Annotated in this window: 20 protein-coding genes; 8 read left to right on the plus strand and 12 right to left on the minus strand. The window is 74.8% G+C overall.

Annotated features, from left to right (window positions below):
- Window positions 1–51 precede the first annotated feature (51 nt).
- From ACZ4VK_RS09740 to ACZ4VK_RS09750, 3 genes are all read right to left on the minus strand, one after another.
- Window positions 52–1,215: a YncE family protein gene (locus tag ACZ4VK_RS09740; RefSeq protein ID WP_468350287.1), complete on the minus strand. Its 1,164-nt coding sequence runs from the start codon at window positions 1,213–1,215 to the stop codon at window positions 52–54.
- Between the two features lie 222 nt (window positions 1,216–1,437).
- A complete protein-coding gene (locus tag ACZ4VK_RS09745; protein WP_468350289.1) occupies window positions 1,438–2,019 on the minus strand; it encodes a dienelactone hydrolase family protein in 582 nt (193 codons plus the stop codon).
- Between the two features lie 181 nt (window positions 2,020–2,200).
- On the minus strand, window positions 2,201–2,524 hold the full coding sequence (locus tag ACZ4VK_RS09750; RefSeq protein ID WP_468350291.1) for a hypothetical protein: 324 nt from the start codon (window positions 2,522–2,524) through the stop codon (window positions 2,201–2,203).
- 192 nt (window positions 2,525–2,716) lie between these two features.
- Between ACZ4VK_RS09750 and ACZ4VK_RS09755 the strand changes: the two genes are divergently transcribed.
- From ACZ4VK_RS09755 to ACZ4VK_RS09780, 6 genes are all read left to right on the plus strand, one after another.
- Window positions 2,717–3,928 (plus strand): T4 RnlA family RNA ligase, encoded by a 1,212-nt coding sequence (locus ACZ4VK_RS09755; protein WP_468350293.1) that lies wholly within the window; start codon window positions 2,717–2,719, stop codon window positions 3,926–3,928.
- Between the two features lie 2 nt (window positions 3,929–3,930).
- Window positions 3,931–4,848, plus strand: a complete 918-nt coding sequence (locus ACZ4VK_RS09760; protein ID WP_468350295.1) for a phosphatase domain-containing protein — start codon at window positions 3,931–3,933, stop codon at window positions 4,846–4,848.
- 75 nt (window positions 4,849–4,923) lie between these two features.
- On the plus strand, window positions 4,924–5,640 hold the full coding sequence (locus ACZ4VK_RS09765) for a ribonuclease H family protein (protein WP_468350297.1): 717 nt from the start codon (window positions 4,924–4,926) through the stop codon (window positions 5,638–5,640).
- 285 nt (window positions 5,641–5,925) lie between these two features.
- Complete coding sequence (locus tag ACZ4VK_RS09770) at window positions 5,926–6,609, plus strand: GNAT family N-acetyltransferase (protein WP_389683229.1); 684 nt, start codon at window positions 5,926–5,928, stop codon at window positions 6,607–6,609.
- Between the two features lie 281 nt (window positions 6,610–6,890).
- On the plus strand, window positions 6,891–8,009 hold the full coding sequence (locus ACZ4VK_RS09775) for an enoyl-CoA hydratase/isomerase family protein (protein ID WP_468350299.1): 1,119 nt from the start codon (window positions 6,891–6,893) through the stop codon (window positions 8,007–8,009).
- Window positions 8,006–8,932, plus strand: a complete 927-nt coding sequence (locus ACZ4VK_RS09780) for a glutaminase (RefSeq protein WP_468350301.1) — start codon at window positions 8,006–8,008, stop codon at window positions 8,930–8,932. The genes ACZ4VK_RS09775 and ACZ4VK_RS09780 overlap by 4 nt, the downstream gene beginning before the upstream one ends.
- A gap of 197 nt (window positions 8,933–9,129) precedes the next feature.
- Here ACZ4VK_RS09780 and ACZ4VK_RS09785 read toward each other — a convergent pair whose 3' ends face one another.
- From ACZ4VK_RS09785 to ACZ4VK_RS09820, 8 genes are all read right to left on the minus strand, one after another.
- Window positions 9,130–10,509, minus strand: coding sequence for an aldehyde dehydrogenase family protein (locus ACZ4VK_RS09785; RefSeq protein ID WP_468350303.1), 1,380 nt, complete (start codon window positions 10,507–10,509; stop codon window positions 9,130–9,132).
- A 59-nt stretch (window positions 10,510–10,568) separates the two neighbouring features.
- Complete coding sequence (locus ACZ4VK_RS09790) at window positions 10,569–12,344, minus strand: asparagine synthetase B family protein (protein WP_468350305.1); 1,776 nt, start codon at window positions 12,342–12,344, stop codon at window positions 10,569–10,571.
- A gap of 47 nt (window positions 12,345–12,391) precedes the next feature.
- Entirely contained in the window at window positions 12,392–12,940 is a 549-nt protein-coding gene (locus tag ACZ4VK_RS09795; protein WP_468350307.1) for a hypothetical protein, read from the minus strand.
- A 43-nt stretch (window positions 12,941–12,983) separates the two neighbouring features.
- Window positions 12,984–13,880, minus strand: a complete 897-nt coding sequence (locus ACZ4VK_RS09800) for a hypothetical protein (RefSeq protein WP_468350309.1) — start codon at window positions 13,878–13,880, stop codon at window positions 12,984–12,986.
- Window positions 13,877–14,872 (minus strand): hypothetical protein, encoded by a 996-nt coding sequence (locus tag ACZ4VK_RS09805; protein ID WP_468350311.1) that lies wholly within the window; start codon window positions 14,870–14,872, stop codon window positions 13,877–13,879. The genes ACZ4VK_RS09800 and ACZ4VK_RS09805 overlap by 4 nt, the downstream gene beginning before the upstream one ends.
- 107 nt (window positions 14,873–14,979) lie before the next feature.
- Window positions 14,980–16,104, minus strand: coding sequence for a hypothetical protein (locus tag ACZ4VK_RS09810; protein ID WP_468350313.1), 1,125 nt, complete (start codon window positions 16,102–16,104; stop codon window positions 14,980–14,982).
- Entirely contained in the window at window positions 16,101–16,838 is a 738-nt protein-coding gene (locus ACZ4VK_RS09815) for a cupin domain-containing protein (protein WP_468350315.1), read from the minus strand. Before ACZ4VK_RS09815 ends, ACZ4VK_RS09810 begins: the two co-directional genes overlap by 4 nt.
- Window positions 16,839–17,045: 207 nt before the next feature.
- Window positions 17,046–17,708: a lysophospholipid acyltransferase family protein gene (locus ACZ4VK_RS09820; protein ID WP_468350317.1), complete on the minus strand. Its 663-nt coding sequence runs from the start codon at window positions 17,706–17,708 to the stop codon at window positions 17,046–17,048.
- A 194-nt stretch (window positions 17,709–17,902) separates the two neighbouring features.
- Between ACZ4VK_RS09820 and ACZ4VK_RS09825 the strand changes: the two genes are divergently transcribed.
- Both ACZ4VK_RS09825 and secD read left to right on the plus strand, forming a co-directional pair.
- Window positions 17,903–18,349 carry a hypothetical protein gene (locus ACZ4VK_RS09825; RefSeq protein WP_468350319.1) on the plus strand — a complete coding sequence of 149 codons (447 nt, stop codon included), beginning with the start codon at window positions 17,903–17,905 and terminating at the stop codon, window positions 18,347–18,349.
- A 148-nt stretch (window positions 18,350–18,497) separates the two neighbouring features.
- On the plus strand, window positions 18,498–20,843 hold the full coding sequence (secD, locus tag ACZ4VK_RS09830; RefSeq protein ID WP_468350321.1) for a protein translocase subunit SecD: 2,346 nt from the start codon (window positions 18,498–18,500) through the stop codon (window positions 20,841–20,843).
- 121 nt (window positions 20,844–20,964) lie between these two features.
- On the opposite strand, the gene mgt is transcribed toward secD, so the two are convergent.
- Window positions 20,965–22,167, minus strand: coding sequence for a macrolide-inactivating glycosyltransferase (mgt, locus tag ACZ4VK_RS09835; RefSeq protein WP_468350323.1), 1,203 nt, complete (start codon window positions 22,165–22,167; stop codon window positions 20,965–20,967).
- Window positions 22,168–22,211 lie beyond the last annotated feature (44 nt).

The raw sequence follows: 22,211 nt of genomic DNA on the forward strand, positions 1-22,211 counted from the left end.
CGGCTACCCCCTCGCGGCGTTCTCACCGCCGCGCCCGGGGGCGGGAACGCTTCAGAGGACGACGATCCCCAGGGGACGCGAGCCCGCGGCCAGCCTGCGGGTGTCCCCCGAGTCGAGGTCGACGACGCTCAGCCCGTCCCAGTAGCCGTCCCGGGTGAATCCGCCGGTCACATAGGCGGTGCGGCCGTCCTCGGACACGGCCACGCTCTCGTGCGGCCCCTCCAGGGGATGGACCCGCTCGGCGCCGCCGGGCGACCGGACCGTCAGCGAGGGGCCGCGGTCCACGTCCGGGTCGATCGGACCCGTGCCCACGGTCAGAAGCGTCCCGTCGGGGGTCACCGTGGCCCCGTGCTGATGGGTGTTCGCGGTCATCGGCTCGATGGTGGTCCGGCCCGTCCGGGGGTCGACGACCGCGAGCCGCTCGCCCTCGAACGGCAGCAGCAGCTTTCCGTCCGAGGGCCGCACGGCCGCGTAGTGCGGCTTGAGCCAGGACCCCAGCCCGCCCTCCGTGCCGTACGGGGCGACCTCCACCCGGCGCGGCTCCAGGGTCCCCGTCGGGACGACCGTGACGTCGAAGGAGTCGTGGTTCGTCGCGTACACCTCCGAGCCGTCCCGCGACACGTCCACGTCGAACGGGCGCCGGCCCACCGGCACCGTGTCCGTGACCCGCAGCGTCGCCGTGTCGATCACCTCCAGGGTGCCGTTCCCGCCGGGCACGTTGACCCCCACGTACACCCGCCGTCCGTCCGGCGCCAGCGCGATGCCCATGCCGCCGCCCCGGTACTCACCGGTGGTCACGGGCCCGCTGTCCGTCTCGTACGGCACGAGCGCGAGCCGCTGCCGGGTCGTCGTGTCCACGACCGCCACGCCCTCGGCGGTCGCCACCCAGGCCCGCCCGTCGGCACCGAGGACCAGACCGTACGGCGCGGTGCCGACCTTCACGGAGGCGGTGGCACCGCGCGCGGGGTCGACGAAGGTGACCGTGTCGGAGCCGAAGTCGCCGACGAGGAGCGTGCCCGGTACGGGCTTTCCGGTCGGTGCGGGCGTGACGGTGGCGGAGGAACCGGCCGTGGGGGACGCCCCGGCGGGCGGCGTGGCCGCCGACGCCGGACCTCCTCCGGAGGACCCCTGCGTGCACCCGGCGAGCACGGCGACGGCCACCACGGCGGGCACGAGCACCCGGGTGGAACGGGACGCACGGCGGAACTTCGTCATGTCGGACTCCTCGGTACGGCGAACACGGCCGGCGCCGACCGGAGACGGCCCCGACCCTGCCCCGATCCTCCGCCCGCGCCCGCGCCCGCACGGTCCGACGGCTGGCCCCCCCCTTCCCGTCGGGACGGACGACACCGGGGTCAGCCGAACGGTCGACCCGAGCCGGGCCCGTGGCGCGGACGTCGGATCCGCAGCGCGCGCAGCCCGGCCTCCCGGGGAGGATCAGCGCCGTATGCCGTCCAGGAAGCACCGCACCCGCTCGACGCACAGCGCCGCCGCCTCCGGCACATGGGACGGCCCGCCGAACTCGGCGAACAGATGCGCGCTCCCCGGGTACAGGAACAGCTTCCGGTCCGCCGCGTCCGCCACGAGCGCCCGGGCCGCCGCCAGATCACCCTCGTCGACGAAGTACGGATCGGCGTCCATCCCGTGCACCTGCACGGGCAGGCCCTCCGGCCAAGCGCCGCCGAACTCGGTCACCGGCAGGCAGGCGCTGAACAACAGCGCGCCGAGCGCCCCCGCCCTGGTCTGCGCCAGCTTCTGCGCGGGCACCACGCCCAGCGAGAACCCGGCGAGGACAATCTCCTTCGGCAGCCCCTCGGCGGCCCGCTCGCCGCGCGCCACCAGCGTCTCGAAACCGATCTCCTGGGCGTACCCCATGCCGGACTCCAGGTCGGTGAACGTCCGCCCGTCGTACAGGTCGGGCACGTGCACCGTGTGCCCGGCCCGCCGCAGCGCGTCGGCGAAGGCGCCGACGCCCTCGGTCAGCCCGAGCGAGTGGTGGAACAGCAGAACCTCGGCCATGTCGTCATCCCCTGATCACCGTGCGCGGCCCGCTCCACCGTGGCGCGGGCCGTCCGGAACGCAGCATGGCCCACGGCACTGACAGCGCCCGGAACCCGGCGGACCGGGGCCGGGCGCACGACCGCCGGGACGACCCGAGCGGCGACTGTCGCGGAGGCTGTGCCGTCGACCGAAGCAGCGACTACCGCAGCGGCCGGTGCGGCATGACGGCGCCCGCCTGACCCACGACGCCCATCGGACCGCCGACGCCCATCTGCCCACCGACGCCCATCTGTCCGCCGGCACCCGACGGACCGCCCATCTGCCCGCCGATCCCCGAAGGACCGCCGGCACCGGGATGCGCGACCGCGCCCTGCGGTCCTGCGACACCCTGCGGCGGCACCTGGATGACCCGGCTCAGGTCCCGCATAACCTCCTCGGCGACCTGGCGGACGTCACCCGGAACATCCCCCCGCTCCCGTATGAGCTCGGCGTAGATCGGTGCCGTGCCGTCCGCGTGGTTCATGGGGCTCGCTTCCTTCGTCTGCGCCGGTCACTTCACCGACGGGGAGACGGCGAGTCTACGGGGCACCACCGACACCCCCCGGATGGGGAGCCCGCCGCAGAGCCCCCCGCGCGCCCCCGGGTCCCGGATATTCGCTGTCGTTACGGGCCCCACCGGCCGAGAATGGATCATCGAACACCCGGGAGGGACCCCATGAGCCAGGCGACCCTGACTCTGCACGACCTGATGCCGTCCGAGGAACTGGCCGCCGCGCTCGCGGACGGGCACGTCACGCGCAAACGGCACCCCGAGCTGCCGCTGTCGATCTACACGTACACGCGCGCGTGCCAGTACGCCCAGCACTGGAACCGGGCGACCACACGCTGCCGCGGACTCGTCGCCGACGACACCACCGGGCGGATCGTCGGACTTCCCCTCCCCAAGTTCTTCAACGTCTCCGAACACGCCTCCGGCCGCCCCTACGCGCCCCCGCTGCCCGAGGACGAGCCCTTCGAGGTGTACGACAAGGTCGACGGCAGCCTCGCCGTCGTCTTCCACTACGACGGCCGCTGGCACGTCGCCTCCAAGGGCTCCTTCACCAGCGCGCAGGCCACCTGGGCACAGCGCCGCCTGGACGCCGCCGACACCACGGGCCTGACGCCCGGTGTGACGTACCTCGCCGAGATCGTCTATCCGGGCAACCGGATCGTCGTGAACTACGGCGACCGCCGCGACCTCGTCCTGCTCGCCGCCTTCGGCCGGGACGGCACCGAGATCCCGCTCGCCGAGGCCGCCGCGGGCTGGCACCCCGTCGGCTCGGTCGTCCGCACCTGGGCGGTCGCGAGCGTCGCCGAGCTCCTCGCGCTGACCGAGTCCAACACCCTCCCCGGAGGCCGGCGGGCCACCGGCACCGACGCCGAGGGCTTCGTCCTGCGCTTCGCCTCCGGCCTGCGCGCCAAGGCCAAGCTCGCCGAGTACGTACGCCTCCACAAGGTGCTCACCGGCGTCACCGAACGCGACATCTGGCGCGGCCACGGCATCCAGCGCTTCGCCGCCCTGCCCGCCGCCGAGCTGGCCAAGGGCCTCGGCTGCGCCGTCGCCGAGGTCGAGGCCTCCGGCGGGAAGCCGCTCGACGCCCTCCTGGAACAGGTGCCGGACGAGTTCGACGCCTGGGTACGCCAGGTGATCACCCGCCTCGAAACGGCCGCCGCCGACCGCGAGCGGGCCGTCGACGAGGCGTACGCCCGCGTGGCCCACCTCGCCGGCGACCGCGGCGCCTTCGCCCGCGCCGCCGCGGGCGTGTCCGACCGGGGCCTGCGCGCCGCCCTCTTCCTGCGCCTCGACGGCCGTCCCACCGACCTCCTCGTGTGGCGACAGCTTCGCCCCGAGCCCACCGACCCCTTCGCCACCGACCAGGAGAACTGACCGTGCCTGTCGTTCACGTCATGACCGGCCTCCCGGCCTCCGGGAAGACGACGGCCGCCCGCGCCCTCCAGGCCGCCGCCGAGGGACGCGTACGCCGCGTCAACCTCGACGACCTCCGCGCCATGCTCGACCTGCCCACGGCCGCCGAGCGGGGCCACTCCCGCAGCCACGAGCAGACCGTCCTCGGCATCCAGGACGCCGCCGTCCGCGCGGCCGTCGACGACGGCTTCGACGTCGTCGTCGACAACACCCATCTCACCCCGCACATCCCGAAGCGGCTGAAGGCCGCCGTCGGGGGCCTCGCCACCTTCGCCGTCCACGACTTCACCTCCGTGCCCGTCGACGAATGCGTCCGCCGCGACGCCGCCCGCGAGCGGCCCGTCGGCGAGGAGATCATCCGCATCCTCGCCGACAAGCACGCCAAGGCCACCCGGGGCGGCTGGCGGCTCACCGAGGACTGGCTCAACGACCGCGTGCCCGTCGAGCCCTACGTCGCGGGCCCGGGCCTCCCCACCGCCGTCATGTGCGACATCGACGGCACCCTGGCCCTGCGCGTCGACCGCGGCCCGTACGACTTCACCCGCTGCGACCGCGACCTGCTCAACGTCTCCGTGCGGGACGCCCTGCGCGCCTTCCGGCACACCGAGCGGGACCGGATCGTCCTCCTGTCCGGCCGCAGCGAGGACCACCGCGCCCTCACCGAGAGCTGGCTCGCCCGCCACGAGGTGCCCTACGACGAACTGTGGATGCGCGCGTCCGGCGACGGCCGCGGCGACGACGTCGTGAAGGCCGAGCTCTTCGACGCGCACGTACGCCACCGCTACGCCGTCCGGGTCTCCCTCGACGACCGTGACCGCGTCGTCGCTCTCTGGCGCCGCATGGGCCTGCCCACCTGGCAGGTCAACTACGGCGCCTTCTGACCGCACGGCCGCCGGTGCCGTGACCGGGTCGCGGGGGTGGACGGCCCACCCCCGCGGCCGTGTCAGGATCGTGGGATGGTGGAAAAGATCATCGCGGCGTGCGACGGCGCGTCCAAGGGAAACCCCGGCCCCGCGGCCTGGGCATGGGTCATCGGCCGGGCCGACGGAGCGATCGACCGCTGGGAGGCGGGCCCGCTCGGCCGGGCGACCAACAACGTGGCCGAACTCACGGCCCTTGAGCGCCTGCTCGAAACACTCGACCCCGCCGTGCCAGCGGAGGTCCGGATGGACTCGCAGTACGCGATGAAGGCCGTCACGACCTGGCTCCCCGGCTGGCGCCGCAAGGGCTGGAAGACCTCCTCCGGCAGCCCCGTCGCCAACAAGGAACTGGTCGTCCGCATCGACGCGCTCCTCACCGGCCGGGACGTCGACTTCGTCTACGTGCCCGCGCACCAGGTCGACGGCGACCCCCTCAACGACGCCGCCGACCGCGCGGCCAGCCACGCCGCCCGGACACAGGAGCCCACGAGCTCCGCCGCCGGTGCCCCGCTGCCCCCGCCGGAAGCCCCGACACGCGCCTCCGCGCCCCGCTCGCGCTCCTCCGCGCCATCCGGCTCCGCGGGCCGCTCCCCGGCCGGCTCCGCCGACGGCCCGTCCGCACGCAGGACACGCCCGTCCGGCGGCACGCTCAAGGCGAGGTTCTCCGGCCGCTGCCGCTGCGGCAAGGCCTACGACAAGGGCGAGACCATCGCCAAGAACCCCGACGGCTGGGGCCATCCCGCCTGCGTCTGACCCGCCCGCCGTCCGACTGGCGGGCGGCTCCGTCCGTTGCTTGAGACCGGTCGACCCGGGCGCGCGCCGGCCTTCACCCAGGCGTGTACCCGGGTTCTCCCAGGGTTCTGTTCTCCGAGCGCCTGGAGCTGCATACTGTCCTCCTCGCACCGGTGACGAACCGTTTTACCTGCTCATTTGTCGCTTTCACGACGCGATCGGCACCCGGCGAGAACCTCCCCCTTGCTGCCGTCGCGGTCACCCCTCGGCGGACGCTTTCCCTGCCCGTGAAAGACCCGAGGATCCGTGCCAGTACCTGTTCTCCTGACCGGGCGCACCGTGCGCCTGGAGCCGCTGGCGATGCGGCACGCCGAAGCCCTCGCCCGGGCCGGCGGGGCGGACCGATCGGCCTACGCCTTCACCCCCGTACCCGACGGCCTCGAATCGGCCCTCGACTACATCGCCCGCGCCCTGACCGACCGGGCGGCAGGACGTTCCCTGCCGTTCGCCCTGGTCAGTACCGCCGACGAGCGAGTCATCGGCTCGACCCGGTTCCTCGAACTCGACTACTGGCGGGGGCCGCTGATCTGGCCGCCCGTCCCCGGCATGCCCCACGGCGATCCGCTGACCGCCGTGCCGGACGCCGCCGAGATCGGCAACACCTGGATCGCGCGCGACGCCCGGGGCACGGGCATCAACACCGAGGCCAAGTACCTCATGCTCCGGCACGCCTTCGAGACCTGGGGCGTCCGCCGCGTCACGATGCGCGCCGACGCCCGCAACACCCGCTCCAGAATCGCGATCGAGCGCCTAGGAGCCAGCTGCGAGGGCGTCCGCCGCGCCCACTCCCGAGGTCTCGACGGAGCCGTCCGCGACACGGCCTTCTACTCGATCCTCGACGAGGAGTGGCCGGCCGTCCGCGACATCGTCGAACTCCGCATGTCCACCCCCCGCCAGGTGCGCGTCCCGCAGGATCTGCTCCCGGCCTGAACCCCTCTCCCACCCCTCCGGCCGGCGCTCGCGCCCCCGTCGGAGGGGTGGTTCCATGGAAGGGACGGGAAGGGTCCCGCAGTGAGGCGCGGGGTAGCGGCCGTCACCGACCGCGCACCGCGCAATCCGGATCCGCGAGAAGCGGATGGGTCCTTCCCGCCCCCGTGCCCCGGCCCCCGGCGCCCGCCTCGTCCGGCGACCGGCCGCCGCCCGGCCCTCCGTACCCGCCCGGTACGGTGACCGGGACAGCGAGCCGCGCCACCCGAAGGGACCGAGTGATCGTGCCGACCGGAACCGCCGACGTACTCCTCCGGACGGAGGGCCGGGCCGGATTCATCACCCTGAACCGCCCCCGCGCCCTCAACGCGCTCACCCACCCCATGGTCCTCGCCGTCGACGCGGCCCTGGCCGCGTGGGAACACGACCCGGAGATCGCCACCGTCGTCGTCGAGGGCGCGGGGGAACGCGGCCTCTGCGCCGGCGGCGACATCCGCGCCATCCACGACGACGCCCGCGCCGGCGGCACCGCGTCGGCGGCCTTCTGGCGCGACGAGTACCGGCTCAACGCCCGTATCGCCCGCTACCCCAAGCCCTACGTCGCCCTCATGGACGGCATCGTCATGGGCGGCGGCGTCGGCGTGTCCGCCCACGGTTCCGTCCGCGTCGTCACCGAACGCTCCCGGGTCGCCATGCCGGAGACCGGCATCGGCTTCGTCCCCGACGTCGGCGGCACCCACCTGCTCGGCCGCGCCCCCGGCGAGCTCGGCACCCACCTCGCCCTCACCGGCGGCCACGTCGGCGCCGCCGACGCGATCCTCACCGGCCTCGCCGACCACTTCGTCCCCTCCGCCGAACTCCCCGCGCTGCTCCACGACCTGACCCGCCTGCCGGCCGGGGAGGCCGTCGCCCGCCACACCGCCACCGCTCCGCCCGGCGTCCTCGCCGAGCAGCGGGAGTGGATCGACGCCTGCTACCCGGCCGAGACCGTCGAGAGCATCGTCGAGCGCCTCTTCGACACCGGCGTGCCCGCCGCCAAGGAGGCGGCCACCACCCTCCTCACGAAGTCACCGACCGCGCTCAAGGCCACCCTGGCCACGCTCCGCCGCTCCCGCGCCCTCACGACCCTCGAAGAGGTCCTCGACCTGGAGTTCCGGGTCTCCTGCGCCGCCCTCACCACCCCCGACCTCGTCGAGGGCATCCGCGCCCAGGTCGTCGACAAGGACCGCTCCCCCCGCTGGACGCCGCCCACCCTCCCCGAGGTCACGGACGAGGACGTCGCCCGCTTCTTCACCGCACCGCCCGGCGGCGACCTCGGACTCGCTGCCGCCCGCGAGGCCGCCGGAGGCAGGGGAGCCGGTGGCCGGGCCGCCGAGGGCCGGGGAGCCGGGGACGGCGCGTGACCACGGACACCGCCACGTTCGGACCCGTCCTCGACCGCATCGCCGAGGAGATCGCCGCCCTCACCGACCGGGGCACCCCCGCCGACTACATCCCGGCCCTCGCCGCCGGGGACCCCACCGACTTCGGCATGGCCGTCGCGGAACTCGACGGCACCGTCTACGGGGTGGGGGACTGGCGCCGCCCCTTCTCCACCCAGTCGGTGACCAAGGTCTTCACCCTCGCGCTCGCCCTCGCCGGAGAGGGCGACGCGCTCTGGGCCCACGTCGGCAGGGAACCCTCGGGCGACCCGTTCAACTCCCTCGTCCAGCTGGAGTACGAACAGGGCATCCCGCGCAACCCGTTCATCAACGCCGGCGCCCTCGTCGTCACCGACCGCCTGCACCGGCTCACCGGCGACGCCTCGGGCAGCCTGCTCGCCTTCCTGCGCGCCGAGAGCGGCAACCCCGACCTCGCCTTCGACACCGGCGTGGCCGCGTCGGAAGCCGCCCACGGCGACCGCAACGCGGCCCTCGCCCACTTCATGGCCTCCTACGGGAACATCACGGGACCCGTCCCCGACCTGCTGCGCGAGTACTTCCGCCAGTGCTCCCTCGAAGCCTCCTGCGCCGACCTGGCCCTCGCCACCGGCTTCCTGGCCCGCCACGGCCTGCGCGCCGACGGCACGCGCCTGCTGACCCGCAGCCAGGCCAAGCAGGTCAACGCCGTCATGCTCACCTGCGGTACCTACGACGCGGCCGGCGACTTCGCCTACCGCGTGGGCCTGCCCGGCAAGAGCGGCGTCGGCGGGGCCGTCGTGGCCGTCGTGCCGGGACGCTGCACCCTGTGCGTCTGGAGCCCGGGCCTCGACAGCCGGGGGAACTCGGTGGCGGGCGTGACGGCACTCGACCGCTTCACGACCATCACGGGCCTGTCCGTCTTCTGATACCGCCAGCCGGACAGGCCGTGGGACACCCCCTAGGGCCTGTCTGAAAATTCCCGTCGGGTCCGGCCCGCCCGGCACGCACGCTCGCCGCACGGCCGAAACACCCAAGTAGCTCCGCTACGAGGGCGCCCCGGCCGCACGCCGATCGCACGCACCGAACGACCCGGCCTGATCCGACGCGAATTGTCAGACAGGCCCTAGCGCCCCGGCCCGGAACCCAGCCGGACCGTGACCGTCTTCGGCCGCTGGTACTCCTGGAGGGCCAGCGCGCTCAGATCGGTGCCGTGGCCGGAGGCGCCCCGGCCGCCGTGCGGGAGTTCCGCCGTCTGGACGAGATGGCAGTTGAGCCAGGTCTCGCCCGCGTCCAGGGCGGCGGCCAGCTCCAGGCCGGTCGTCAGGTCGGTGGTCCACACGCTCGCCGCGAGGGCCTGCGGGACGCCGTTCGCCAGGACGAGGGCCGCTGCCACGTCTTCGGCCCGCTGCACGGTCAGGAGCGGGCCGAACACCTCCTCGGTGACGGCCGGATCGTCGTCCGGGACGTCCGCGAGCAACCGGGCCGGCCTCCAGTGCCCCGCCTCCTCGCCCGGCCCCGGGGCGATGCCCGCGACGAGATTCCGCTTGGCTCCCGAGGAGGCGACCAGACGGTCGTAGCGCTTCGCCTGGTCCGGGTTGTTCAGCGGCCCGAAGTCACGGCCCGCCACCCGGGCGCCCAGGGCCGCCGCGAGCCCCTCGACGGCGGCCTCGTAGTTCTCCGGCAGGGTGATGACCCGCGCCGGAGCGGCACAGCTCTGCCCCGCGTTGTACGTGACGGCGTCCGCCAGGGACGCCCAGGTGTCGTCCGGCGCGTCGGGCAGGACGATCGCCGGAGCGTTGCCGCCCAGCTCCAGGCTGACCCGCCGGGTTCCCGCGCGTACCGCCACGTCCGCGCCCGCCCGCCCGCTGCCGGTGAACGCCACCATGTCCACCGCGGCCCCGACGAGCAGCCGGCCGGTCTCCCGGTCGCCCGTGAGGCACCGCAGCACACCGGCCCCCAGCGCCGACCCGGCGTGCTCCGCCAGGAGCAGGAGACTGTCGGGAGTCGTCTCGGCGGGCTTCACCACCACCGTGTTCCCCGCGGCGAGCGCCGGCGCGCACCGCCAGGCCGCCATGAGCAGCGGATAGTTCCACGGCACCACCGCACCCACCACGCCGACCGGCTCCCAGCGCACCCAGCTCTCGTGGCCGTCCACGAACCTCCCCGCGGCCGGTGCGGTACGGGTCCTCGCCGCCGTCGCGAAGAACCGGAACAGGTCCGCGACCTGCTCGATCTCGCCCGCCGTCTCCGACTCCGGCTTCCCCGTCCCGGCCCGCTCACGGTCCGCGTACTCCGCCGCGTGCTCCTCGACCAGACCCGCGAGACGGTCGAGGCGGCGCCCACGCTCCTTGGGGGTGAGCGCGCTCCAGTCGGGCAGCGCGGCGCGGGCCGCGGCGACGGCGGCCCGGACCTCGGGCAGCCGGGACCGGACGGCCGTGCCGCGCGGTGCCCCGGTGCGGGGGTCGGTCAGCTCGATGGGAGGAGTCGGGGAACTGCTGCTCATGACGGCCTTTCGCGGATTCGGGGGCGTGCACCGGGGTGGACCCGTCTGCCGGGTGTGGTTCACACGTCGTACGACCTCAGCCAGAGCTCCAGGGTGAGCACCAGCCACAACTTGCCGCCCTGCCGGGGCAGCAGCGCGCCCTCGCCGCGCAGCCAGGCGCGGATCGTCTCCGGCCGGAACAGCCCGCGCCGCCGGGACGTGGGGCCGAGGAGGAGGTCCTGGCCGAGGTCACGGAGCGGGCCCGTCAGCCACTGCTGCACCGGCACCCGCATCCCGCTCTTGGGCCGGTCGACCACCGTGTCCGGGAGCAGGTCACGGACGGCCTCCTTGAGGATCCACTTCTCCGCCGTGCCCCGGAGCTTGAAGGAGGGCGGGGTCGCGAAGGCGTGGTCGACGACCGACCGGTCGAAGAGCGGGGAGCGCCCCTCCACCCCCTGCGAGGACGTCAGCCGCTCCACCTTCGTGAGGATGTGGTGGGCACCCTTGGTCCGCAGGTTGCAGTGGAGCAGCTGGTTGAGGAGGTGCCCCATCCGGTACGGGCCGCCGCCGTCCGCCGTCAGATACGGCGCCACGTGCCGCTCAAGCGGCGGCGCGTCCCGCAGCGCGTCGAGGGCCGGTGCCGTGAGGAGGTCAGGAAGGTCGGTCCAGCACTTGCGGTACGAGCGCAGGTACGCGGTCGCCCGGTCCTCGTCCCAGGGCGCGCCCGGGGTCCTGTGCATCTCCTGCACCAGCATGGGGAGGTTCTTCGGCCCGCCGAAGACCGGGTCCCCGCCCTCCCCGTTGAGGACGACGGAGGCGCCGTCGGCGGCCACGGCCTCGGCGAGCATCAGGTTCGGCACGGTCAGCGGGTCGCCGACGGGACTGTCGAGGAGTGCGGCCGCCTCGGCGAGGCGAGCGGCCACGGACTCGCCCGAGACGTCCAGGACCCGGTGGCGGGTGTGGCAGTGCGCGGCCACCAGGCCCGAGTACCCCAGCTCGTTCGGCAGGTCGTTCCCGAAGCTGATGGAGTACGTGTGCACCGGATGGCCGTGGAGCTTCGCCGCGAGGGCCGTGACCAGGGAACTGTCGATCCCGCCGGAGAGCAGTACGGCGGCCGGCTCGGCGACGGGCAGCCGGCTCGCCGTCGCCTGCTCCAACAGGGCCCGAAGCGCCAGGACATGACCGCTCGGGTCCTCCGGCGGAGGCTGCTCGATCCGCTCGCGGGGCTCCCAGTGGACGGTCTCGGTGGACGTCCCGTCCCGGCGCAGCCGGAGCACCCGCCCCGGCAGCAGCTCCCGTACGCCGGTCAGCAGAGTCTCCTCCCCGGGCAGATAGGCGAACGTGAGGAAGGAGCGGACCGCGGACAGGTCCATCGTGGTGCCGAGCGCCGGCCAGCGGCGCAGCGCGCGCAAGGAGGTGGAGGCGGCCCAGACGCCGCCGGCCCGCGCGTAGAACAGGGTGCGGGCCCCGACGTGGTCGCGGATCAGGACGAGGTCCCGGCCGTCGAGCACGGCGAGTACGAACATCCCCTCGGCCCGCGCCACCCCCGCCTCGCCGAACAGGGCCCAGCTGCGCAGCAGCAGTTCACCGTCGGAACAGCCGGGCGGCGGGGGAGCGGCCCGCTCCGCGAGGGCGGCGAGCAGCACCGGCCGGTTGTGCAGGGTGACCTCCCCGACCGCCGTACGGCCGTACGCGGTGAACGGGCCCTCGGCCCGGCCGGTCTCGGCGGGAAGCAGCGACAGCTCGCCGCCGGGCACCCCGGCCGGGACGTGACCGGGCCCGAGGGCGCCCATCGCGTCGAGCTCGGCGCGGGCCTGCCCGGTGGTGTCGGCCAGGCAGGCGCACAGACGTGCCACGTACGGCTCCTTCTCCTCATGTCGTTCGGTCGGGACGGACGCGCGGCTCAGCCGAAGTCGTCGTCGCTCCAGGCGTCCTCGCCGCCGTCCCAGCTCGCGTCCCAGTCGCTGCCGTCACCTTCGCCGGAGCCGTCGTCATCGCCCCCGCCGCTGTCTCCTCCGCCGCCGGAGGACTGGCCGGCCTGTGCCTGCTGCTGCCGCAGCGCCTCCTCCTGCTCGGGGGAGAGGCTCAGCGGCGGCAGCTGGGCGGCGGTGATCGCGAGCGTCGCCACCCCGAGACCGGCGAGCACGACGCCCATCCGGCCGCCGAAGGACGTCCGGTTGACCAGGACCTTCTCGCCCCGCGCCCACAGGGTGCGGCCGTAGCCGATGTCCCGGGCGTAGGTGGCCGTGCCGTCGGAGAGGGTCCGCTTGACGATGCGGTCGCCGAGCAGCTCGTCGGTGCCCGACGCACCGCGGTTGTCGTGCCATGACACGAGGTGCGGCCGGTCGGGGGAGCGGCGCCGCCACTCCTCCAGGCCGTCCTCGTAGGTGCGGTGGACGGTGCCGTCGGCGAGCAGTTCGTCCGTGTAGCCGATCTCTTCGGGACGGATCATGGTGTGCGTACCTCGGGTCTGTGGGAGGGAGCGCCGGGACGGGTCACGCGGCGGGCCAGGTCATGAAGCCGGTCCCGCGCAGTCCGCGCAGGCCGCTCCGGAGGGAGTCGCGGGCCGGTCGTGGTCCCCGGGTCAGGCGCAGGACCGTCCGCACGAGCCGGGCCGGCGGCACGGCCGCCAGCTGGGCGAAGCGTCCGCCCGCCAGCCAGTCGGCCTCCCGCGGCCGCAGGGCGGCGGGCCATGCCGCGAGGCCGTCGGGTCCTGGCGCCGGGCCGCGGCCCGAGGGCAGCCGCAGGGCGGCCGCGTGCCGCGGCACCAGGCCGAGGGAGACCACCCGGACACCGGGCACCGGCCCGAGCCCGGCCCGGACACGCGCCGGGAGCGCCACCCCGGACGGGCTCGCGTCGTGCAGGACGTGCACGGTCGCGCCACCGGCCCGCTCCAGGGCGGCGAGCAGCCTCGGGTCGAGCGGCAGCACGTCGTCGGCGGCGAACACCGGGCACGCCGCCTCCAGATGGACATGGTTGGCGAGCAGCATTCCGGCGATCGCGCGGTCCTGGCAGAGCAGCAGGCGGGGCAGCCCGTAGTCGTGGAGGTCCGGTTCCGACGGCCCGCCCGTGTCCGGGAGGCGCGGGGCGGGCGGCGCGTCCGGAAGCAGTCCCGGTACGGTCTCCCGGCCGCGCGCGTCCAGGGCGCGGGTGTACGAGGAGAGGCGCAGGACCGGCGCGGGGGTGCCGGGGATCCGGCGGAGGAGGGCCGAGCCGGGGCTCAGGACGCGGCAGGTCTCGTAGTACAGCTGGCGCTCCGTGAAACGCAGTCCGCGGGGTGCGGCGGCGCGCACCGCGGCCATGGTGATCGCCTGCTCGGTCAGCCGGACGGCGAGTCCGGGGCCCTGACGGCGGACCGCGGGGCCGGTGGGCGGGAGGTGTCGCTGGCTCATCCGGCCGGGGCGCCTTTCGCTCGGGACGTCTCACCGGCCGGCGTCGGCACCTCGGCCGGCCAGGTCAGGAAGCCGTCGGAGTCGCGGAGCCCGGCGGCCCGTGCGGTCAGCGCCCGCTCCACGGCCGCGACGACGACGGACTCGAGCAGGGGCGGCGGGACGGCCGCGAGCGGGCTCCAGTACCCCCGCGCCAGCCAGGCGGCGTCCTCGTCGGACAGGCCCGCCACCGAGCGGAGTTCCTCGGCGTCGACGGCGGGCGGGGCCGAGACCCGGTGCACGGCACCCGGGCGGCTCCGCACCGCGGCGGCCGGGAGGCCGGCGTCCACGACGACCCGGTCCGGGTGGGCGAGGCGGAGCAGCGGGGCGAGCAACGCCCCCAGGGCGCTCGCGTCGTGCAGCACCACCACCGGAAGCCGGCCGGGAACGTCCACCAGGGCGTCGTGCGCGGCCGCCGGTTCGGCCTCCACGAGGCGCGCCTTCAGACGGCCGGGAATGCCGTTGGCCCGGAGGAACACGGCGACCGCGTGGTCGGTGCACAGGAGGACGGCCGCCGGATGATGCGCGACGGGGGACTCGCGTGGCGCCGGGGCGCGCGGTCCGTCGTCCACCACCCCCGGCGGCAGCCGCTTGTACGCGGTCCGCCAGGAGCCGTCCATCAGCTGACGGAAGCGGGTCTCGGTGGGAGTGATCACCGACCCGCCGGGCCGCGCGCGCGTGTGCTTCAAGAACGCGGCCGCCCCGAGGAGGGCGAGGGCGGCGGCACCGCTGACCGTCGCCGTCATCCCGTCGGTGCGGGCCGAGAGGAAGAAGAGAGGGAGAGCGAGAGGCAGGGCCACAAGCCACCGGACGGCGGGCCTGGTCCCGCGCGCGGGCGACGGCTTCCAGGTTCCGCTGTACGTGCGGCTGAGGTACCAGAGCTGGGTGACGGTCACCTTCAGACGGCCGTCGTCGCCGGCGAGCGCGGCGATCCGCCGGATCCGGAGGTCGTTCATGCCCCGGCCGTGGATCTTCGGGTCCAACGCGAAGGGACGGCCGCAGCGCGAACAGACCTGCCCCGTCCGCTCCTTGCCGGTGAGGCCCGCGGCGCAGTGCGGGCAGATCACCGGCCACCCACCGGGTCCGGTCCCGCGGCCTCCGGCCAGCTCAGGAAACCCAGGTCCGCCGCCCGCCGCAGGTCGGCGTCGAGCCCGCGCGTGAGCTGACCCGCCACCCGCTCGACGACACCGAGCAACCGGGCAGGAGGCAGCCCGACGAGGGGGAAACTCCAGCCCTTCCCGAGCCATGCCAGTTCCTCGGGGGTGTACGTGCCGAGTCCGGCGAGGAGCCGCATGTGCTCAGGGCCTGGCTTCCGCCCCGGGGCCCGGTGGGGTACGGCCTGCGGCAGGGCGAGGACCGTACGCAGCGGCGGTCCGGCGTCGACGACGACGCGTCCCGGCAGGGCGTCCCGGAGCCGGCGGACGAGGAGTTCGCCGTACGCGTCGACGTCGTGGAGCACGAGCACGGGACCGCCGGTCGGCATCGCGCGGGCCTCCTCCGGGTCCCTGGCCAGGATGAGGCCGTACCGGGAGGGCAGGCCGTCGGCGACGAGGAAGGCGACGACGGCGGGATCGGGACAGACGAGGACCCCGTTCACGGCGCCCCCGTTCACGACGCCCCTGTTCACGGCGCCGCCATTCCTCGCCGCTGCCGCCGTACCGCCGGTGTCGCCGTTCGTCCCCGCCGTCGTACCGCCTGCGGACCCCTGGGTGTCGAGCACGCCGGGCGGCAGAGCCCCGTACACCTTCCGCCACTCGGACAGCACCTGTGCGGGAAAGGCCTCGCGGGGGACGGGCGGGATGCCCCTGCCCGCGCCCGAGGCCCGCGCCACGGCGATGCCCAGGCCGGCGAGGAACATGGCGGCGGTGACGAGCAGCACCTGGGGGACCCCGCTGACGAGGGCCGCGACGGTCGCGATGACGCCCACCACGCCCGCCGCGGCCATGCAGCCCTGCGCGTACACGGTGTCGCTGAGGCGTTTGCGGGAGAGGGCGTACCACAGCTGGTCCGGGACGATGTGGATGCGCCCCTCGTCGGTGAGCACGGCGGTGATCCGGCGCACCCGGAGGTCGTTGAGCCCGAGCGGGTTGGTCTTGGGATCCAGGGCGTACGGGCGCCCGCAGTGGCTGCAGCGGTTGCCGGTGCGTTCCCTGCGCAGCAGGTCGCGTTCGCAGTGCGGGCAGATCACCGGGCCACCTCCAGCGCGGCCGCGATCCGGCGCAGCCGGGCCGCAAGGCGTTCCCGTACCGTCGTGGCGGCGATGCCGTGGACCCGCTGGGCGCGCTCGATGTCCCGGAGCGCGGCGGCCAGGGCCTTGTGGTCGGTGAGCGCTCCGGCGGCCAGGGCGGTGCGGCCGCCCGGTCCGCCGGAGGACGTCTCCGCCCGCCGCTCGGCCTCGGCCGCGGTGATCGCGTAGTCCTCGTGGTCGATGCCGTAGCCGGTGTTCGCGGCGAGGATGGTCAGCGGTACGTCGGCGCGGTTGGCGAACGAGTGCGGCATCATCTCCGGGATCCGGATCAGCATGCCCGGGACGAGCGGGACGTCGACGACACGCGCCCGGTCCTCGTCGTAGAGCCCGCAGGCGGCATGACCGAGGCTGAGGACGAAGTGCTCACCGCCGTGCGCGTGTGGGGTGAAGGCGCTGCGCGGGCCCACCACCCCGAGTTTGACGGTGGCGTTGGACGGCCGCTCGGGCGAGGTGGCCGCGTCCCCCACCAGGTAGTGGGCGAACTGCCCGTCGTCGATGAACCGCAGGAACTCCCGCTCGGGACCGAGCTCCCGGCGTCCCTCCCGGTCGGCGAGCAGGATGCCGCCGTCGGGCCTCAGGTGGTACAGCTCCACTCCGCCGGGCAGGTCACGGGGCACCCCGCCCGGCAGGTCCTCCGGTACGCGGTCCTGCGCTCGTACGAGTCGTTCCGCCATCGCGCCTCCCCCTGACGCCGGTTCCACGTGCTCACGCCGAACCCCCGCATCGTAGAACGCCGTTCGGGAACAGCGGGAGTACCCGGCACGACTCCCGTGCGGCCCGGAGGGGAACGGCCGTCGCGGCGGGGGCGACGCGGGCGTGGGAGGGGCGGGGCGGGGGAGTCGGTGGCGGCGCGGTGATCCGGCGACCGGGCCCGTCGTCCGTCAGTCGCGGGCCGCCGGCTCGCCGAGCGCCCCGGCCGCCGTACGCCATGCCTCGGTGACGGCCCCGTGGGCGAGCGCCGTCGCCGCGGCCACGTCGGCGGGCAGCCGCAGCGGCGTCCCGATGTGGACGTGCAGACCCGGTCTCCGGACGGGCGCCGTGAGCACCCCCGCGATCTGCTTCACCCGCCCGCCGGAGGTGATCCGGCGCGCCCCGGCCTGACCGATCGGCACGACCGGCGCCCCGGTGGCCCCGGCGAGCCGGGCGAGCCCCGTGCGGAACGCCTCCGGCGGATTCTCCGCGGAGTCGGGGCGCGGGGGGATGCGGCCCTCCGCGTACAGCATGACGTGCCGCCCCGAGGCGAGCGCGACAGCGGCGTGGTCGAGGGCGGCGGCGGCACGCGCAGAGTTGCGGTGGACGGGCACATGGCCCTCGCGGGTCAGGAGCCGGCCGAGCACCGGGACCCGCCAGAGCCCGGACGTGGCGAGCAGGACCGGCTCGACGGCCAGCCGCTTGCGCAGCGCGGCGAGGACGAGCGCCGGGTCGGCCGTCGAGGTGTGGTTCACGACCAGGATGCTGCCGGGTTCGATCCGGGCCTCCGGGTCGGCGGTGACGGTCAGTCGCCCGAAGAACGGGACGACATGGGCGGCGAGACGGCTGAGCACGGACGGGCCCCCTGGGTCCGAGGACGAAGCTGACCCCCACATCGTGCGAGACCGCACGGCACCCCACATGAGCACGCGTACTCAGCTGCCGTACCCAACCGGCCTGGAAACGGGGCTCGGTGGCCGAGTCGCCGCCCCGCCGGTCTAGGGTGGGCCCACGAGCGGATCGGCGGACCAGGGGAGGGGGAGCGACAGTGGGACGTTCGGCGCGGCGACTCGCGACCCTCCTGCCCGCGGTGCTCTGCGCGATCTGGTCCCTCCTCGTGCTCCCGGCCCCGGCGGCGGCGCAGGGCCCGGGCCCGACGCCCCACACGGTCACCGCTCCCGCCCCCGGCGCCGCGCACCACGCTCCCCTGTACAGCCCCGCTCACGGCTCTCCGCACAGTTCTCCTCACAGCCCTCCGCGCGCCGCGTCGCCCGAGCCGCACTTCGCGCCCACCGCCGTCGTGCGCCTCCCGGCGGCCGTGGAGAACCCCGTACGGATCCCGGGAACGCCCGTCACCACCGGCACCGTTCCCCCCGACCTCTCCCTCCCCGCGCGCGGCGTCCTCGCCGGCGATCCCCGCAGGGAGCGCGCACCGCCCGCCGGGCCCCGTGCCCCGCGAGCCCCCCGCGGCCCACCCTCCACCCGGCACAGCTGACGTTCTCCCCGCGTCGCCGTCCGGGCCATCGGCATGCCCACGGACCGGTCCACGACGCGTATCCGACCGTACGCCCGGCACGGCCGGCGAGCGTTCCCGCCCTCCGGGTGGACGCCCGCCGTCGCCGTGCGCTGCCTGTGGAGTACCCGTGTCCTCTCGTTCCGCGCTCTGGCGCGCGCTGCTCGCGCTCGCCGTCGTCGCGCTCTCCCTCTGGATCGCCCTGACCACCCCGCCCCGTCTCGGACTCGACCTCCGCGGCGGAACCCGCATCGTCCTCGAGACCGAGGACGGACCCACCGCACGCGCCGACGCCGCCGCGACCGACCGCGCCCTCGAGGTGCTCCGCAAGCGCGTCGACGGCCTCGGCGTCGCCGAACCCTCGCTCGCCCGCTCGGGCGAACGGCGCATCGTCGTCGAACTCCCCGGACTCCGCGACCCCCGTCAGGCGGCCGAGGTCATCGGCCGTACGGCGCAGCTCACCTTCCACGCCGTCACCGGCGAGGCGCGGGGACCCGCGGGAGCGGCCACCCCGAACGGGACGCGCGTCCTCGCCGACCCCGACGCACCGGGACGCTTCCTCGCCCTCGCCGCGCCCGCGCTCACCGGCGACGGCGTCAAGAGCGCCGACGCCGTCCTCGACACCACCAACGGCCGGGGCTGGACGGTCGACCTCTCCTTCCGCGACCGCGCCGCCGGCACCTGGGCCAAGCTGACCGGAGACGCGGCCTGCGCGGCACCGGGCGACCCGGCGCGCAGGGTCGCCATCGTGCTCGACGACCGCGTCGTCTCCGCGCCCGGCATGCAGTCCGGCGTCCCCTGCGGTGCCGGCATCGGCGGCGGCTCCGCGCAGATCACCGGAGGGTTCTCCGCGCAGGAGGCCCGCGACCTCGCGGCGCTCGTGGAGGGCGGCGCGCTGCCCGTCCCGGTGACGACGGTCGAGCAGAGCACCGTGGGACCGACGCTCGGCGCCGAGGCGATCCGGGCGAGCGCCCTCGCCGCGATGATCGGACTCGCCTGCACCGGAGTCCTCGTCATGGTGATCTACCGCCTCCTCGGAGTCCTCGCCACGGCCGCCCTCCTCCTCTACGGGCTGATCTCGTACGCAGCCGTCGTCGCCCTGGGGGCCACGCTCACCCTGCCCGGCCTGGCCGGATTCGTCCTGGCCGTCGGCATCGCCGTCGACGCCAACGTCCTCGTCTTCGAACGGGCCAGGGAGGAGTACGCGGCGCTCGGCCGGACCGCCGTGCGTGATCCGCGACGCCCGCTCGCGACCGCCTTCGGCAAGGTGTGGAGCGCCGTCGCGGACTCCCACATCACCACCCTGCTCGCCGCCGGCCTGCTGTTCGTCTTCGCCACGGGCCCCGTCAAGGGCTTCGGCGTGACCCTCGCCATCGGCGTCGTGACCTCGCTCCTCACCGCCATGGTGATCACCCGGCTGCTCGCCGATCTGACCCTGCGGCTGCCCGCGGTGCGCAGGAGGCCTGCCGTCACCGGCATCGCCGGCCTCGGCCGGCTGCGGACCCGGCTGACCCGGCGCGCCCCGCGGCTGATGGCCCACCGGCGCCGCTGGCTGATGTCCTGCGCCGGACTCCTCCTTGTCGCGCTCGCCGGCATCGGCGTCCGGGGCCTGGAGTTCGGCGTCGAGTTCACCGGCGGCCGGGTCGTCCAGTACACGGCGGAACGACCGGTCGACGCCGACGAGGCGCGTGCGGCGATCGCCGGCGCGGGCTTCCCCGACGCCGTCGTACGGACGACCGGCGACGGCGCGTCCGACGGCGCGTCCCACGGCGGGGACGTGTCGGTACGCGTCCGGGAGACCGGCGACGCCGAGCAGAGCGAGATCCGGGAGGCGCTCACCCGCGTCGCGGGCCCGGTGGAGGTGGAGCGCGACGACCTGATCGGCCCCAGCCTGGGCGGCGAGCTGCGCACCCACGCGCTGCTCGCGCTCGGCCTCGCGGTGGGGGCCCAGCTCCTCTATCTGACGGTCCGCTTCCGCTGGACGTACGCGACGGCGACGGTGGCGGCGATGGCCCAGGACGTACTGCTCGTGGTCGGTCTGTTCGCCTGGCTCGGCAGGCCGGTGGACAGCGTCTTCCTCGCCGCGCTCCTGACCGTCGTCGGCTACTCGGTCAACGACTCCGTCGTCGTCCTCGACCGGCTGCGGGAACTGCGGCGCCGAGGCGGTGGCGTCCCGCTTCCCGACCTCGCGGACCGGGCCGTCGCCCAGACCCTGCCCCGTACGGTCAACACCGGGATGGGGGCGCTCTTCGTCCTGGTGGCGCTCGCGGTCCTCGGCGGTGACTCGCTGACCGACTTCTCCGTGGCGCTGCTCGCGGGCGTGGTCCTGGGCATGGCGTCCACCGTGTTCACCGCGATGCCCCTGGCCGTCACCCTGGAGACCCGGCGGCCGGCCCGCGCGCCGGCCGCCGGGGGAGGCTCCGGGCCGGGGCGGCGGGCGGGAGTGGACCGGGACCGTTCGGGCGCGGTGGTCTGACCCGCCGCCGCGGTCCGTCGCCCCCTCGCGCACGACGGGTGACGGGCCACGGCGGCCTCGTACCCGACCGGTTACGCGCGCCACGGCGGCCTCGTACCCGACCGGTTACGCGCCCTCCCGGTCAGGATCCCGCGAGTTCGGCCTCGATCAGGTCGGCGGCCCGGAGCGTTCCGCCCTCGTGGGCCATCGACTCCTGGATCTCCCGTGCGCGGCGGGCCACCTCGGGGTCGCCGACCAGGGCCAGCATGTCCTCCCGCAGCCGCTCGGGGGTCACCTCCTCCATCGGCAGGTGCCGCGCCACCCCCAGGGACTGGAGCATGTCGGCGTTCCCGAACTGGTCCACGGCCTGCGGGACGGCCACCATCGGGGTGGCGGTGGCCAGGCCCTCCTGGCTGCCGCCGGCGCCCGCGTGCGTCACGAACGCGTCGGCCTGTCGCAGGATCGCCAACTGGGGGACCCAGGAGTGCACTTCGACGTTCGCGGGCAGCACGCCGAGCTCGGCCGCGTCGACGAACTTCCCGATCTGCAGGACGACGTGCCAGCCGGGCAGCCCGGCGAAGGCCTCGACACAGTCCCGGTAGAAGCCGGGCAGTTTGGTGAAGGCGGAGCCGAGGGAGACCAGGACCACCTTCTCCGCGTCCGCCGGCCGCTGCCACGTGCCCTGCTCGGCGCGCTCGCCCTGGCAGGCGCCGACGAAGGTGTAGACGGACTCGTCGACCCGGTCGGCATGCGGCTGGAGTGCCTTCGGGATGAGCACGAGCGCGCGGCGCGGGCGCGCGATGAGCCGGTCGGGGTGGGTGTCGACGCCGTGCTCGGCGAGCCAGGACGCGAACCTGGCGTAGTACGCCTTGCCGCGCGGTGACGCCTTGAGCTCGGCGAACATCGGCTCGGCGACCTCCTCCTCGTACCCCTCCCACGGCACGAGGTTCGGCCACAGGGAGAGGGCGGGGACGCCCCAGGTGTGGGCGAGGACGGGGGCCGGGTACGCGGTGATGTCGTGGAGCACGAGGTCCGGCCGGTCCTTGGCGAAGGCCGCGGCGAGCTGGGGCAGGGCCTCCACGGCGTCGTCGAGGAACGGTTCGATGTTGTCGATCAGTTCCGTGCCCCAGGCGTCGGGATCGTCGTCGGTCGGGAGGGTCGAGGTGTAGACGACGGGCGTGGCCCCGGTCTCCGCGACCTTCTCGGCGAAGGACGCGGGGACGGCGTAGCTGACGCGGTGGCCACGGGCGACGAGTTCGCGGATGACCTCCAGGCTGGGGTTCACGTGGCCGTGGGCGGCGATGGAGAACATGGCGATGTGCGCGGGAGACGCGGTGACGGTCATGACGGCCACTCTAGGCGAGACGAAACGTATCGTCTATCGATTTC

Source organism: Streptomyces sp. NPDC028711, assembly GCF_055565415.1.

What these genes read in the sequence shown, in the direction of transcription:
- ACZ4VK_RS09740 (WP_468350287.1), bottom strand. Translation starts at nt 1,215, where the DNA reads ATGACGAAGTTCCGCCGTGCGTCCCGTTCCACCCGGGTGCTCGTGCCC.
- ACZ4VK_RS09745 (WP_468350289.1), bottom strand. Translation starts at nt 2,019, where the DNA reads ATGGCCGAGGTTCTGCTGTTCCACCACTCGCTCGGGCTGACCGAGGGC.
- ACZ4VK_RS09750 (WP_468350291.1), bottom strand. Translation starts at nt 2,524, where the DNA reads ATGAACCACGCGGACGGCACGGCACCGATCTACGCCGAGCTCATACGG.
- ACZ4VK_RS09755 (WP_468350293.1), top strand. Translation starts at nt 2,717, where the DNA reads ATGAGCCAGGCGACCCTGACTCTGCACGACCTGATGCCGTCCGAGGAA.
- ACZ4VK_RS09765 (WP_468350297.1), top strand. Translation starts at nt 4,924, where the DNA reads ATGGTGGAAAAGATCATCGCGGCGTGCGACGGCGCGTCCAAGGGAAAC.
- ACZ4VK_RS09785 (WP_468350303.1), bottom strand. Translation starts at nt 10,509, where the DNA reads ATGAGCAGCAGTTCCCCGACTCCTCCCATCGAGCTGACCGACCCCCGC.
- ACZ4VK_RS09795 (WP_468350307.1), bottom strand. Translation starts at nt 12,940, where the DNA reads ATGATCCGTCCCGAAGAGATCGGCTACACGGACGAACTGCTCGCCGAC.
- ACZ4VK_RS09800 (WP_468350309.1), bottom strand. Translation starts at nt 13,880, where the DNA reads ATGAGCCAGCGACACCTCCCGCCCACCGGCCCCGCGGTCCGCCGTCAG.
- ACZ4VK_RS09805 (WP_468350311.1), bottom strand. Translation starts at nt 14,872, where the DNA reads ATGAACGACCTCCGGATCCGGCGGATCGCCGCGCTCGCCGGCGACGAC.
- ACZ4VK_RS09815 (WP_468350315.1), bottom strand. Translation starts at nt 16,838, where the DNA reads ATGGCGGAACGACTCGTACGAGCGCAGGACCGCGTACCGGAGGACCTG.
- mgt (WP_468350323.1), bottom strand. Translation starts at nt 22,167, where the DNA reads ATGACCGTCACCGCGTCTCCCGCGCACATCGCCATGTTCTCCATCGCC.